Consider the following 13,039-nt stretch of genomic DNA (forward strand, 5'->3'; position numbering starts at 1 on the left):
CGATGCTGAAGGCGGCTCATGTTGCGGGCGCCGCGGCCCCCGGCATCTCGACGCATGCCAGATGGGCGATCCGCTGCAGGTCGCGCGCATAGCGGTCGCGGAGAACCTGCGCGTCTTCGGGGGCGAATTCGGCGATCGACGGCCCGCTCTTGTCGTCGGCATAATCCGCGATCAGCCGCCGCGTGGCGCCGACACCGAGCTTGCGGCCCTCGGCGAAGATCGCCTGCATGGCGCGGCAGGCGGCGTCGGTGGGGCTCACGTTGACCTGGTCCGCGATGTCCCGAAGCGGCAGGCCGCGCGTTTCGGGGATGAGGTGGTGCAGCATCTCGGAATGGCGCGGCCGGTCTTCCTGGCGCAGCACCACGAGCGCCTCGGGCTCCAGCGCGCGCAGGATGTCGCCCGCCAGGTCGAACCAGCCGCGCCGGGCCTTGAGGGCCATGGGCACGTAGTTTTCGAACGGGTCGATCAGGCGGAACTCGCACCGCTTGCGGTAGGCCGATTTGAGAAAGCTGTCGTAGGACCGGATCACCAGCAGCACCCGACGCACGGGATGCGTCATCTCTAAGCGCATGAAGCGCAGCCGGTCATAGGCCGCGCCATAGGGACGGTCGGAGAAGAGCCCCTGGAAGCCCGAGGGGATGTTCTCCTCCGAGATGATCGTGCGCGGCGCGTTGTTGATGCGGTGCTTGCCGATCTCGTCGAGCAGGAATTCGCGCCGCTCCTCCAGATCGTTCCGGCGGAAATGCCGCGGGTCGGGCAGGCGCAGCTTGAGGCTCGACAGCGTGGCGGAATCGCGGTTCGCGACAGCGAGGTTGAACCCCGCCTCTTCGAGGACCGCCTGATTGAGCGCGAGGAATTCCTGGAACGACGACGTGCCGGTGCGATGCACCCCGAGATGCATGTAAAGCCCGCGCCCGGCAGGGTTTTCCGGGCTGTCCGCAGGGGCCGTGTCGGGCTGGATATCGGGGTCGGCATCGCGCATGGCGGCATGATCGCCAAGCGCCGCGCGGCCCACAAGGCCCCGCCCGCCGCGCGCTGCGATTTTCGACATGGATGCGGCTGCAGCGTGACATGCCCATTGCCGGATCGCTCGCGAATGCCTATCCTCTCTCTCAAGTTGAAATCGAGAGAAGGCGCGAAGTCATGGCGCCTGAGCGTCCCGGCGGTGCGGGCGCTTTCCCGAAACCGGTTGAGAGCCTCGCGCCCGAAACCCCGGATCCGGCAGAGCTGTATGCTGCGCTGGATCTGGGTACAAACAGTTGTCGCATGCTGATTGCCCAACCCAAGGGCAGCCAGTTTCACGTGGTCGACAGCTTCTCCAAATCCGTCCAGCTGGGCCTCGGGCTCGAACGGACGGGCCGTCTGTCGCGCAGCTCCATGGGCCGCACGATCGCGGCCTTGCGCGTGTGCCAGCAGAAGATCAAGCGCCACAAGGTCAAGCACATGCGCCTCGTTGCGACCGAGGCCTGCCGCCGAGCGGCCAATGCGCGCGATTTCCTGCGCCGCGTACGCCGCGAGACCGGCTTGCCGCTCGAGATCATCCAGACAGAAGAGGAGGCGCGGCTGGCGGTCATCTCCTGCGCGCCGCTCGTCTCCACCCGCACGGAGCAGCTTCTGGTCGTCGATATCGGCGGCGGCTCCACGGAGCTGGTCTGGATCGACCTGTCCTCGGTGCCGCATCGGGAGCGGCCGCGCGCGATCATGCGGCTGCATGCGGGCTTTCACACCCAGGACAGCCCGTTCCCCGCGGCGAAGGTGGTCGACTGGATCTCGGTGCCGCTGGGCGTGGCCACGCTGCGCGACCAGTTCTCGGACGTGGCGGACGATGCCGCGCGCTACGCGCTGATGTCCTGGTATTTCGAGGAAAACCTCGCCGAGTTCGCCCCCTACAAGGACGAGCAGACGCGCGAGGGTTTCCAGATCGTCGGCACCTCGGGCACCGTCACCACGGTCGCCGCCTCGCATCTGGGGCTGCGCCGCTACGACCGGACCAAGGTGGACGGGCTGCGCATGACCTCGGACCAGATCGAGACGGTGATCCAGAACTACCTCGCCATGGGGCCCGACGGGCGGCGGCGCGATCCGCGTATTGGGCAGGACCGGCAGGCGCTCATCATGTCGGGCGCTGCAATCCTGCAGGCGCTCCTGCGCTGCTGGCCCACGGACCGGCTGTCGGTCGCGGATCGCGGCCTGCGCGAGGGGTTGCTTTACGCCCAGATGTCGGCGCATGGGGTGCTGGAAGACGCGCCTTACTGAGCGCGGACGGGGGACTGGCGATGGCGAAGAAAGTCGAAGACCGCAAAAGCTCGGGCCGGGGACAGCGCGACCTCAAAGTCAAGGTGAAGTCCGCGCGCGGGCGCAAGCTGTCCTCGACGCGCTGGCTGCAGCGCCAGCTCAACGACCCTTACGTCAAGCGCGCCAATGCCGAAGGCTATCGCGGGCGCGCCGCCTTCAAGATCCTCGAACTGGACGACAAGTACCGCTTCCTCGTACCGGGGGCGCGCGTCGTCGATCTGGGCTGTGCCCCGGGCGGCTGGTGCCAGGTCGCGGTGAAGCGCGTCAACGCGCTGGGCGAAAAGGCGGGCAAGTCGCAGGGCCGCGTTCTGGGCATCGACCTGCAGGAGGTCGACCCGATCCCCGGCGCCGAGATCCACGTTCTGGATTTCCTCGAGGACGAGGCCGACGACCGCGTCAAGGAATGGCTCGGCGGCAAGGCCGACGTGGTGATGTCGGACATGGCGGCGTCTTCCTCGGGACACAAGCAGACCGACCATCTGCGCATCATCACGCTTTGCGAAGCGGCGGCGCAACTGGCCTTCGACGTGCTGGAAGAGGGCGGCACCTTCGTCGCCAAGGTTCTGGCGGGCGGGGCCGAGGGATCGCTGCAGGCGCTTCTGAAGCAGCGCTTCACCAAGGTCGCCAACGTCAAGCCGCCGGCCTCGCGCAGCGATTCGTCGGAGAAATTCGTCGTCGCGATGGGCTATCGCCCGGAAAGCCGGGATGCGGTGGCAGAGGCGGACGCGGACGACCCGCTGGCAGGCTAGGGCGCAGGGGTCACGCGGTCTTGCCGGGCTCCGGTCGTCTGAGGCTGGCCCGGGCGTCTTCCCGCAGCCGGTGAAGCGCGTCGGGCGTCAGCGGCCGGTCGCCGTCGCGATCCGCAAGCCCCGTCTGCCGCCAAGCCTGCCGCTGGATCGCGAACAGGATCTGCAATTGCCGGGCGCGCAGGCCGCGATCGCTGGGCGTGAAATGGCGCATCGGGCTCTCCTTAGAGTACCCGGGATTAATGCGTGGTTAATGCGGCCAAATCGGGGTGCGCCTGGGGAAAGGTCGGGGAATCAGCGGGTCAATTCCCGGTCGAGCGCGGCCATCACCAGCGCCACCGCCGGTGCGGGATCGACCGCCGCGCGGTCCAGTGCAAAGCGCAGATACAGCCCGTCGACCAGCGCCGCGAGCCGTTGCGCGGTTGTCTCGGCCTCGTCGCCGATCAGGGGCCGCAGCCCGTGCACGAGGTTCGAATGCAGTCGGCGGTGATAGAGCGTCAGCAGGCGCTGCGCCTCGGTCGAGGTCTGCGCCAGCACGTAGAAATTGAGCCACGATGCGATGGCGCCGTCCTCGAACTGCGCCTCGGCGAAGTTCTGGCGCAGGATCGCCTCGAGCCGCGCGCGCGGCGTGTCGCAGCCCTTGAGCGCGCGGCGGATCTGCGTGCCGTAATCGCGCAGGATGGAGCGCATCGCCGCCAGGAACAGCCGCTCCTTGTCGCCGAAATAATGGAAGGCGAGGCCCGGCGAGACGCCCGCGCGCTTGGCGATCTGACCCACCGTGACATTGAGCGTGCCTTTCGCGCCGATCTCGCGCAGGGTGGCTGCGATCAGTTGGCGGCGGCGGTCGGCTTCCTTGGTCATCGCGTCTGTATCGCCTCTTTCCCAAGACTTCGGTTGCATTCTCAGCTTAAGCCGTGATTAATTGACGGGTCAATCAACAATCCGCGGCCCGGCGCCGATCCCGGCCCGCCGCCCCAGCAACCAACAGGAGCGACCCAATGCTCGACTGGCTGACCGCATACAAGATCCCCGTCGGCGACACCGCCGAGGCGATCTTCGACTGGATCCGGCAGAACCTCGGCTTTCTGCTCGATGCGCTGTCCTGGACAATGGAAAACCTGATCGACGGCATCCTGTGGGTGCTGGAGACGCCGCATCCCTTAATCATCATCGCGGCATTCGTCGCGATCACGTGGCTGCTGCAGCGCAACTGGAAGACCTGCGCCTTCGTCGCGCTCGGTTTTCTTTTCGTGCTCAACCAGGATTACTGGGGCGAGACGCTCGAAAGCCTGACGCTGATCCTGTCGGCCTGCGTTGTGTGCATGGGGGTCGGCGTGCCCATCGGCATCGCCGCTGCGCACCGTCCGAAGCTTTATACCGCGCTGCGCCCGGTGCTCGACCTGATGCAGACGCTGCCCACCTTCGTCTACCTGATCCCGGCCATCGTCTTTTTCGGCATCGGCATGGTGCCGGGCCTCATCGCCACGGTGATCTTCGTGGTGCCCGCGCCGATCCGGCTGACATATCTGGGCATTTCCTCCACCCCCACGGCGCTGAAAGAGGCTGCGACCGCCTTCGGCGCGACGCCCAGCCAGCTTCTGTGGAAGGTCGAAATGCCGTCGGCCTTCCCGCAGATCATGGCGGGTCTCAACCAGACCATCATGCTGTCGCTGTCGATGGTGGTGATCGCGGCCCTCGTGGGCGCGGACGGCCTCGGCGTGCCGGTGGTGCGCGCGCTCAATCAGGTGAACACGTCGCTCGGCTTTGAATCGGGCTTCGTCATCGTCGTCGTCGCCATCATGCTCGACCGAATTCTCAACATGGGAGACCGCAAATGACCCATGCCGTTGAAATCGACAACGTCTCCATCGTCTTCGGAGACGAACCCGAAACCGCCCTGCCGCTGATGGATCGCGGCATGGCCCGCCCCGACATCCAGAAGGAGACGGGGCAGGTGCTGGGCGTGCACAATTGCTCCATCGACGTGGAGGAGGGCGAGATCCTCGTGCTCATGGGCCTCTCGGGCTCGGGCAAGTCCACGCTGCTGCGCGCCGTGAACGGGCTGAACCCGGTGGTGCGCGGGGTGGTGCGCGTCAATGACGGCGGCGCGATGGTCGGCGTGTCCGACGCCTCCAAGGACGAGTTGCGCCGCATCCGGCTCAACCGTATCGCCATGGTGTTCCAGCAATTCGGCCTCCTGCCGTGGCGCACGGTGCGCGAGAACGTCGCCCTGGGCCTCGAGCTTGGCGGCATGTCGAAGGCCGAGCGCGACGAGAAAGCCGACGACCAGCTGGGCCTTGTGGGCCTCGACGGCTGGGGCGACCGCAAGGTGGGCGATCTTTCGGGCGGCATGCAGCAGCGCGTGGGCCTCGCCCGCGCCTTCGCCACCGAAGCGCCGATCCTGTTGATGGACGAGCCCTTCTCGGCGCTCGACCCGCTTATCCGCAACAAGCTGCAGGACGACCTTCTGGAGCTGCAGCAGAAGCTCAAGCGCACGATCATCTTCGTTTCCCACGACCTCGACGAGGCCTTCAAGATCGGCAACCGCATCGCCATCATGGAAGGCGGACGGATCGTGCAATGCGGCCGCCCGCAGGAGATTTATTCAAACCCCGCAAACGATTACGTGGCGGAGTTCGTGGCCCACATGAACCCCCTGGGCGTGCTGACCGCGCGCGACGTGATGGAGCCCGCGGACGGCACCCCGGCCAAGACCGTGCCCGCCGAGATGCGCGTCGCCGACGTGATGCGGCATTGCGCCGATGCCGACGGGCCGGTCGGCGTGGAGCGGAACGGCAAGCTCATCGGGCAGGTGAGTGAGACCGGATTGCTGCGCCGCCTGCTTGATCCGCGCGGGCAGGGCTGACGGGCGCGGGGCCGCCCGCTAAGGTGGCCCCGAAGCGACCCGCAAAGAGGCCCGAGCAGACATGCAGACCATTGCCGCCGCCGTGACCATGGTCCGGGACGATGCGTTCTTTCTGGACAAATGGCTGCGCTATTACGGCGAGATGCTGGGCCGCGAGAACTGCTACGTCATCAATCACGGGCGCGGCGAGATCGTGGCCGAGATGGCCCGCGGCTGCAACGTGATCGGCCTGCCGGGCGATCCCCATCCCGCCTTCGAGCGCAAGCGCTGGCGGCTTCTCAATGCCATGGTGACGGGGCTTCTAGGCTATTATGCCCACGTGATCGTGGGCGACGTGGACGAGCTGGTCGTGGTCGATCCCGAAACCGGGCATGACCTTCTGTCCTGGCTCAAGGCCAAGAAGCGGCCGCGCGTCTACACGCCGGTCGGGCTCGACGTGGTCCACCGCATCGACCGCGAGCAGGCGGAGATCGGCAGCCATGTGCTCGGACCGCGGCGCCATGTGAAGCTGCTGCCGCATCATTCAAAGCCCTGCATTCTGGGCAAGCCCGCGCAGCTGTCGCGCGGCGGGCATTTCGCCAAGGCCGAGAAGCTGAACACGCCCGACGCGCTTTACCTGCTGCACCTGAAGTTCTGCGATTTCGGCCAATACGTGGAGGCGATGAACCGCCGCAACGCGGTGATCGCCGAGATCGGCGTCGGCGTGCGCGACACCTCCATCGGGCGGCACTGGTTCGCCGAGGCGCGCGGCGAGGACCGTGCGGTCTTCGAGAGCTTTGCCGATATGGAAGAGCGCGAGGGCTTCGATCTGGGCTGGCTGCGCGCCGAGATGCAGGCCAGCTGGCAGCCGCGCGGCGAGACCGGGTTCTGGCAATTCGGCCGGCCGGATTACGGGCTGCAATATCAGCTGCCGGAGCGTTTCTTCGGGCTGGTCTGAGCCACCCCTTCCTTCACCGACGGACCGATGCGTGGCCCGTCACGACGGGTGCGGCCGCGCGGCCGGAGCTAATACAGAGATGTCCCGGACAAAGGCCAACAGGGCCGCCGCGGTTTCGTCGGGCGACTGATCGGGGAAGAAATGCCCGCCGGTCACCGAGGCCGCGCGCATGTCCGCAAGCCGCGGCGCCCAGGTCGCGGGCACGTCCATCGCCCGCGCCATCGCGCCGTCCGCGCCGAAAAGGACTAGCGCCGGGCAGCCCACCTGCCGGTCCAGATCGGCACGGTCATGGACGATGTCCACGTCGATCGCCGCACGGTAATCGTCGCACATGGCGCGGATCGCCGCCGGATCACGCCACGCGCGGCGGTACTCGGCCAGCAGGGTTTCGTCGAAATCCGAGAGGGACGCCTTGCCGAAACCCAGTAGGCAACGCTCGAAATAGGCGCTGGGCTCGTGGCCGATCATGGTTTCCGGGAAGGGCGCGGGCTGGGCCAGGAAGAACCAGTGGTAATAGGCCCGCGCGACCTCGTGGGTGAGGGTCGACAGAAGGTGCTCGGTCGGGACGATATCCATCAATGTCAGGCTGGCCACGGCGTCCGGCGCGTCAAGCGCCATCCGGTGCGCGACCCGCGCCCCCCGGTCGTGGCCCGCAAGGTGAAACCGCGCGAAGCCAAGGGCGGACATCAGCGCGCGCATCTCGCCCGCCATGGCCCGGAAGGACATCGCCTCGACGCCTTCGGGCTTCCAGCTGTCGCCATAGCCGCGCAGGTCCGCGGCGATCACCGTGTGACTGGCTGCGAGATCGGGCATCAGCGGGCGCCACATCGCGCGCATCTGCGGAAAGCCGTGCAGCATCAGAAGCGGCGGGCCGTCGCCTGCGCGGTCATAAGCGACCGTGCGGCCGTCGATGTCGATGAAATCGGTCAAGACAGGCTCCTTTCGGGGCGGGAGCCTCGGGTCTCATGCGCCGCGGCGCAAGCTCATTTCATGGCTTTGGAGGCGAAACGCACATCCGATACATCGATGCCGGTGATGTCCTGCGCGCCGTTGCTCACCACGGAGGCCAGAAGCTGGCTGGTGCCCGTCAGGACCGACACGCCGTCCTGCAAAGCCGCGGCGGGCGCTTGCGTCAGCAGGATCGCCCCGCAAGCGCCGGCCAGAACGCTGCCCGAGGCGCCGCGGAAATCGCGGCCCTTGAAGAGGAAACGCACGAGATGGAAACCCAGCGCCACGCCCGAGACCACCACCAGCCCGGTCAGCGCGTAGAGCACGTAATCGTGAAGCTCCGTCGAAAGCGATCCCTGCGCGAGGCTCGCCTCGAGGTAATCGCGGTTCTCGGCCACGGAAATCACGAAGAAAATCCAGACGAAGGCGATGAAGGTCCACAGCATGGGCCGCTCGTTGCGGTTGCGGATCACCGACTTGCTGTAACCGTGACGCGCAAAATGTCCGTCGACCCGTTTGAGCCGATCCCGGAAATCCTGCTGCCCCAATTTGCGAACGGTTCTCTTCATGCCGTAAGCTAGCCCACCGAATGTGACCAAAAATGGAAGGATCTCCGGCAGATCGGTGAATTAGTTAACGCAATTTAAGATTTTTGGGCAAGAAGCGGCTGACGTTGGGTCAATCGGCCGGCTTGGCCCACCGCATGCGGGGCGGCGGGCCGGTATTTCCAGGGAACGGGCCTAGACCGTCTTCATCGCATCCAGAATGCGCGCCCAGCTGCGCGCACCCTTGTGGAAGCTCGCCACGTCATACTTTTCGTTCGGGGAATGGATCGCGTCGTCGTCCTTGGCGAAACCGATCAGCATCGCCTCCATTCCGAGGATGGTCTTGAACAGCCCCGCGATGGGGATCGAGCCCCCCATCCCCGCGAACACGGCCTCTGTGTGCCATTCGTCCGACAGCGCCTGTCGCGCGGTCTCGAATTCGGGCCGCGAGGTATCCATGACCGAGGCGGGCGCGCCGTCGCCCGCTTTCTCCCAGACGATCTCCGCATCGGCGGACAGGCGCGCTTCCACATGGGCACGCAGGCAGGCTCGGATATGGGCGGGGTCCTGATCGCCGACGAGGCGGCAGGTGATCTTGCAATGGGCCTCGGCGGGGATGACGGTCTTGGTGCCGGCGCCCTGGTAGCCGCCCCAGAGCCCGTTGATCTCGAGCGTGGGCCGGGCCCAGATCTGCTCCACCGCGGTGAAGCCGTCCTCGCCGTGGGGCTGGCTCATGCCGATCCGGCCCAGGAATGCGCCTTCGTCGAAACCGGCCTCCGCCCATTGGCGACGCAGCTCTTCGTCAAGATCGGGCACACCGTCATAGAAGCCCTCCACCGCGACGCGGCCCGTCTCGTCGTGGAAGCTCGCGATGATCTTCGAGATTTCCCGCAACGGGTTGAGCGCCGGGCCGCCATAAAGGCCCGAATGCAGGTCCATCTTCGGACCTTTCAGGGTGAACTCGTCCTTCACCATGCCGCGCAGTTGCGTGGCGATCGACGGAAGGCCGGGTGCGGCCATGGAGGTGTCGCAGATCAGCGCGAGGTCGGCTGTCAACTCGTCGGCATGTTCGCGCATGAACGGCACCAGCGAGGGCGAGCCCGATTCCTCCTCGCCCTCGAGGAAGATGGTGATCTTGCAGGGCAGGGTGCCCGCCTCGGCCATGTAGGCGCGGCACGCCTCGATGAAGGTCATGAGCTGGCCCTTGTCGTCCGAGGCGCCGCGCGCGCGGATCACCTTTCCATCGGGCGTCTCCTCGATGGCGGGATCGAAGGGGTCGCGGTGCCACAGCTCCAGCGGATCGACGGGCTGCACATCATAATGCCCGTAGAACAGCAGGTGCGGGCCCGGCCCGTCGTGCTGCGCGACCACCATCGGATGGCCCGGCGTGTCCCGCTTCTCGGCCGCGAACCCGATGGCGGCGAGATCCGCGACCAGCCAGTCGGCGGCCTTCGCGCAATCCGCCTTGTAGGCGGGATCGGTCGAGATCGATTGGATTTTAAGTAGATCGAACAGCCGGTCGAGGGCGGCGTCGAGATCGGTATCGATGCGGGACAATACGGCGTCGAGTGACATGCGCGGGGCTCCATCCATGATTTGCGCGGACGGTATCATGCGCGCCTCCGCTGTCCAGCGATCCCGGGGCGGCGCGTCGCGGGATGAAGGTCCGGATGTCCCGACTTGGCATATCGTCGCGGGCTGGCGAAACTGGGGCGCATATGCTTGGCCCCGCGGGCGCGAAGGACTAAGTGCGGCAGCGAACAGACGCAGGCGGCGCGCGCGGCGGGACAAGACCAAAGTGCGTGCTGCGGAAACCCGGTCGGGCAGCCATGCTTGATCGAAATCAAGGAAGCCTTATCGCTTCGGTGGCTTACAGGTTGCCAGGCCGGTATGAACCGGATAGGTATTCCAAAAGTTGAATATGGACCGGAAACGCGGCCACACTGAGAAGATGGAGGGAACCACCGTGGATTACACGGCGCAACTGACGCAAGCGATCGACCGCCTTCACGAAGAAGGCCGGTATCGCACCTTCATCGACATCGAACGGCGGCAGGGCAATTTCCCGCACGCGACTTGGACCAGGCCCGACGGTAAAGAGGTTCCGATCACCGTCTGGTGCGGCAACGATTATCTCGGCATGGGTCAGCACCCGGCGGTTCTGGCCGCGATGCACGAGGCGCTGGACGCCACCGGCGCGGGCTCGGGCGGGACGCGCAACATCTCGGGCACGACGGTCTACCACAAGCGGCTCGAGGCGGAGCTCGCCGATCTGCACGGCAAGGAAGCGGCGCTTCTGTTCACATCGGCCTATATCGCCAATGACGCGACGCTCTCGACGCTGCCGAAGCTCTTTCCGGGGCTCATCATCTATTCCGACGCGCTGAACCACGCCTCGATGATCGAGGGTGTGCGCCGCAATGGCGGGTCGAAGCGCATCTTCCGGCACAACGACGTGGCCCATCTGCGCGAATTGCTGGAGGCGGACGATCCCGCGGCCCCGAAACTCATCGCCTTTGAATCGATCTATTCGATGGACGGCGATTTCGGCCCGATCGAGGCGATCTGCGATCTCGCGGACGAATTCAACGCGCTGACCTATATCGACGAGGTGCACGCGGTGGGCATGTACGGCCCGCGCGGAGCAGGGGTGGCCGAGCGCGACCGCCTGATGCACCGGCTCGACATCATCAACGGCACGCTGGCCAAGGCCTATGGCGTGATGGGCGGCTATATCGCGGCCTCGGCGAAGATGTGCGACGCGATCCGTTCCTACGCGCCGGGCTTCATCTTCACCACGTCGCTGCCGCCCGCCGTGGCGGCCGGGGCCGCGGCCTCGGTGGCGCATCTCAAACGCGACCAGGCGCGGCGCGACCTGCACCAGACGCAGGCGCGGATCCTCAAGACGCGGCTCAAGGGCATGGGCCTGCCGATCATCGACCATGGCAGCCATATCGTGCCGGTCATCGTCGGCGATCCGGTGCATACGAAGAAGCTGTCGGACATGCTGCTCGAGGGCTACGGCATCTACGTGCAGCCGATCAACTTCCCCACCGTGCCCCGCGGGACGGAGCGTCTGCGCTTCACCCCGTCGCCGGTCCACGGCCCCGACGAGATGGACAAGCTGGTGCGCGCAATGGATGAGTTGTGGTCGCATTGTGCGCTAAATCGCGCCGAGTTAAGCGCGTAGTCGCTTAATTACTTCGATTCCCGTTGCGATGTGGTACTGTTCCCGTAATTAACGAGCGGCACGAATCGAATGTGCCGCCCCCGGGGGCAGACGAAGGGGCGCGTGTAATGGGAACAGTAGGGCAGACGCCATGATCGGGCGCAAATCCCGCGAGCCGGAAGAAGATGCCGTCGTCGGACCCCAGGGGTACGACGATTACGAGGTGCGCCTTGGTGACGTCATGCGCGGCGAACGTGCGACGATGGGCAAATCCCTGCTCGATGTAGAGCGCGAGATCCGCATCAAGGCGAACTACATCGCCGCCATCGAAAACTGCGATCCCACCGCCTTCGACACGCCCGGCTTCATCGCCGGCTACGTGCGTTCCTATTCGCGTTATCTCAATCTCGACCCGGACGAAGCCTTCGCGCAGTTCTGCGCCGAATCGGGATTCGCCACGGCGCATGGCATGTCCGAAGCCGCCTCCATCGTGAAGCGCAAGGACCCGGTCATCGCATCGCCCGCGCGCGATCCCTTCGCCGAGCCGCGGATTTCCTTCGCGCCCGCGGGCGACGGTTTCTTCGCCCGGATGGAGCCTGCGGCCATCGGCTCCTCGCTCGTGCTGCTCGCGCTTGTGGCGGGCATCGGCTACGGCGGCTATTCGGTGCTGCAGGAAGTGCAGCGCGTGCGCCTCGCGCCGGTCGACCAGACGCCCGTGGTGCTGACCGATCTCGATCCCGTGGATGTTGCCACCGCGGCACCCTCGGAAGGCACCGATGCCGGGGCCGGGCCGTTCTCGCCGCCGAGCCCCGAGGCGCTCGACCGCCTGTACCGTCCCGAAGCGCTCGACGTTCCTGTGCTGATCGCACGCGATGCGCCGATCTCCACGCTCGATCCCGCAAGCGTCGGCGCCTTCGCCGATGCCGGATCGCGCCGTCTGCCGGACCGTCCGGGCACCGAGGCGCCGCGCGACTTCGACGGCTTCGCGGGCACCGCGATGGCCGACGCGGCCACCGACGGCATCGACGGCGCGCTGGCCCAGGCCCTCGGGCAGCCCGCGCCGAACACGCCGCAGGTCCTCGAGGCCGCCGGTCCGGGTGTGACCATGATCGCCGTGCGTCCCGCCTGGGTGCGCGTGCGCGCCGCTGACGGATCGGTCATCTTCGAGGCGATCATGAATGCGGGCGACACCTACGAGGTGCCCCGCACCGAAGAGCCGCCGAGCCTGCGCATCGGCGAGTCGGGCGCGGTCTATTTCGCCATGAACGGCCAGACCTACGGGCCGGTCGGGCCGCGCGGCTCCGTGACCTCGAACCTCGCGCTGTCGGTCGACAACCTGACCCAGACCTACAGCGTCGCCGAGGTGCAGCAGGATGCTGACCTCGCGCGGGTCGTGGCGGAGCTGAACGTGACCTCGGACGCCGCCGCTACCGAGTGACGCCCTTTCGCAGCCGATGCTTGCAAGCGCCCCCCGCCGCGAATAGCTAAGGGGAAACGGCGCGCATCTGTCCCGCGCCCAGACGAAAGGAGCAG

Annotated in this window: 13 protein-coding genes; 7 read left to right on the forward strand and 6 right to left on the reverse strand. The window is 66.6% G+C overall.

Translation table 11 applies throughout. The features are described 5' to 3' along the window. Positions 1–16: 16 nt before the first annotated feature. The gene (locus BW990_RS07820; protein ID WP_076446733.1) at positions 17–1,051 is read right to left on the reverse strand and encodes a hypothetical protein; all 1,035 of its coding nucleotides are present in this window, start codon (positions 1,049–1,051) and stop codon (positions 17–19) included. A 92-nt stretch (positions 1,052–1,143) separates the two neighbouring features. Here BW990_RS07820 and BW990_RS07825 point away from each other — a divergent pair, with 92 nt between their 5' ends. Both BW990_RS07825 and BW990_RS07830 read left to right on the forward strand, forming a co-directional pair. After that, positions 1,144–2,256 carry a Ppx/GppA phosphatase family protein gene (locus BW990_RS07825; protein WP_076446735.1) on the forward strand — a complete coding sequence of 371 codons (1,113 nt, stop codon included), beginning with the start codon at positions 1,144–1,146 and terminating at the stop codon, positions 2,254–2,256. A 20-nt stretch (positions 2,257–2,276) separates the two neighbouring features. Then, positions 2,277–3,044 carry an RlmE family RNA methyltransferase gene (locus BW990_RS07830; protein WP_076446737.1) on the forward strand — a complete coding sequence of 256 codons (768 nt, stop codon included), beginning with the start codon at positions 2,277–2,279 and terminating at the stop codon, positions 3,042–3,044. Positions 3,045–3,054: 10 nt separating this feature from the next. Here the strand turns inward: BW990_RS07830 and BW990_RS07835 are convergent, their stop codons facing one another. Both BW990_RS07835 and betI read right to left on the reverse strand, forming a co-directional pair. Continuing rightward, positions 3,055–3,255, reverse strand: coding sequence for a hypothetical protein (locus BW990_RS07835; protein ID WP_076446739.1), 201 nt, complete (start codon positions 3,253–3,255; stop codon positions 3,055–3,057). Positions 3,256–3,335: 80 nt separating this feature from the next. After that, complete coding sequence (gene betI, locus BW990_RS07840) at positions 3,336–3,902, reverse strand: choline-binding transcriptional repressor BetI (protein ID WP_076446741.1); 567 nt, start codon at positions 3,900–3,902, stop codon at positions 3,336–3,338. Between the two features lie 137 nt (positions 3,903–4,039). Between betI and choW the strand changes: the two genes are divergently transcribed. From choW to BW990_RS07855, 3 genes are all read left to right on the forward strand, one after another. Continuing rightward, complete coding sequence (gene choW / locus BW990_RS07845) at positions 4,040–4,879, forward strand: choline ABC transporter permease subunit (protein ID WP_076446743.1); 840 nt, start codon at positions 4,040–4,042, stop codon at positions 4,877–4,879. Further along, the gene (choV, locus tag BW990_RS07850) at positions 4,876–5,907 is read left to right on the forward strand and encodes a choline ABC transporter ATP-binding protein (RefSeq protein WP_076446745.1); all 1,032 of its coding nucleotides are present in this window, start codon (positions 4,876–4,878) and stop codon (positions 5,905–5,907) included. Before choW ends, choV begins: the two co-directional genes overlap by 4 nt. Positions 5,908–5,968: 61 nt before the next feature. After that, positions 5,969–6,844 carry a glycosyltransferase family 2 protein gene (locus BW990_RS07855; protein ID WP_076446747.1) on the forward strand — a complete coding sequence of 292 codons (876 nt, stop codon included), beginning with the start codon at positions 5,969–5,971 and terminating at the stop codon, positions 6,842–6,844. Positions 6,845–6,883: 39 nt separating this feature from the next. Here BW990_RS07855 and BW990_RS07860 read toward each other — a convergent pair whose 3' ends face one another. From BW990_RS07860 to BW990_RS07870, 3 genes are all read right to left on the reverse strand, one after another. Then, entirely contained in the window at positions 6,884–7,702 is an 819-nt protein-coding gene (locus BW990_RS07860; RefSeq protein WP_083950525.1) for an alpha/beta fold hydrolase, read from the reverse strand. Between the two features lie 125 nt (positions 7,703–7,827). After that, entirely contained in the window at positions 7,828–8,361 is a 534-nt protein-coding gene (locus BW990_RS07865) for a hypothetical protein (protein ID WP_076446751.1), read from the reverse strand. 171 nt (positions 8,362–8,532) lie between these two features. Then, entirely contained in the window at positions 8,533–9,912 is a 1,380-nt protein-coding gene (locus BW990_RS07870; RefSeq protein ID WP_076446752.1) for a dipeptidase, read from the reverse strand. Between the two features lie 391 nt (positions 9,913–10,303). On the opposite strand from BW990_RS07870, the gene hemA reads away from it, so the two are divergent. Next, a complete protein-coding gene (gene hemA, locus BW990_RS07875) occupies positions 10,304–11,527 on the forward strand; it encodes a 5-aminolevulinate synthase (protein WP_076447124.1) in 1,224 nt (407 codons plus the stop codon). Between the two features lie 130 nt (positions 11,528–11,657). Continuing rightward, the gene (locus tag BW990_RS07880) at positions 11,658–12,944 is read left to right on the forward strand and encodes a helix-turn-helix domain-containing protein (protein ID WP_076446754.1); all 1,287 of its coding nucleotides are present in this window, start codon (positions 11,658–11,660) and stop codon (positions 12,942–12,944) included. Positions 12,945–13,039: the final 95 nt, after the last annotated feature.

The sequence above is a fragment of the Roseivivax lentus genome (assembly GCF_900156805.1).
GTDB lineage: Bacteria > Pseudomonadota > Alphaproteobacteria > Rhodobacterales > Rhodobacteraceae > Roseivivax > Roseivivax lentus.

Coding starts and splice junctions, on each gene's coding strand:
- BW990_RS07830 (WP_076446737.1), top strand. CDS start 2,277: ATGGCGAAGAAAGTCGAAGACCGCAAAAGCTCGGGCCGGGGACAGCGC.
- choW (WP_076446743.1), top strand. CDS start 4,040: ATGCTCGACTGGCTGACCGCATACAAGATCCCCGTCGGCGACACCGCC.
- BW990_RS07825 (WP_076446735.1), top strand. CDS start 1,144: ATGGCGCCTGAGCGTCCCGGCGGTGCGGGCGCTTTCCCGAAACCGGTT.
- BW990_RS07855 (WP_076446747.1), top strand. CDS start 5,969: ATGCAGACCATTGCCGCCGCCGTGACCATGGTCCGGGACGATGCGTTC.
- BW990_RS07835 (WP_076446739.1), bottom strand. CDS start 3,255: ATGCGCCATTTCACGCCCAGCGATCGCGGCCTGCGCGCCCGGCAATTG.
- BW990_RS07865 (WP_076446751.1), bottom strand. CDS start 8,361: ATGAAGAGAACCGTTCGCAAATTGGGGCAGCAGGATTTCCGGGATCGG.
- BW990_RS07860 (WP_083950525.1), bottom strand. CDS start 7,702: ATGCTGCACGGCTTTCCGCAGATGCGCGCGATGTGGCGCCCGCTGATG.
- BW990_RS07870 (WP_076446752.1), bottom strand. CDS start 9,912: ATGTCACTCGACGCCGTATTGTCCCGCATCGATACCGATCTCGACGCC.
- BW990_RS07880 (WP_076446754.1), top strand. CDS start 11,658: ATGATCGGGCGCAAATCCCGCGAGCCGGAAGAAGATGCCGTCGTCGGA.
- BW990_RS07820 (WP_076446733.1), bottom strand. CDS start 1,051: ATGTCGAAAATCGCAGCGCGCGGCGGGCGGGGCCTTGTGGGCCGCGCG.
- choV (WP_076446745.1), top strand. CDS start 4,876: ATGACCCATGCCGTTGAAATCGACAACGTCTCCATCGTCTTCGGAGAC.
- betI (WP_076446741.1), bottom strand. CDS start 3,902: ATGACCAAGGAAGCCGACCGCCGCCGCCAACTGATCGCAGCCACCCTG.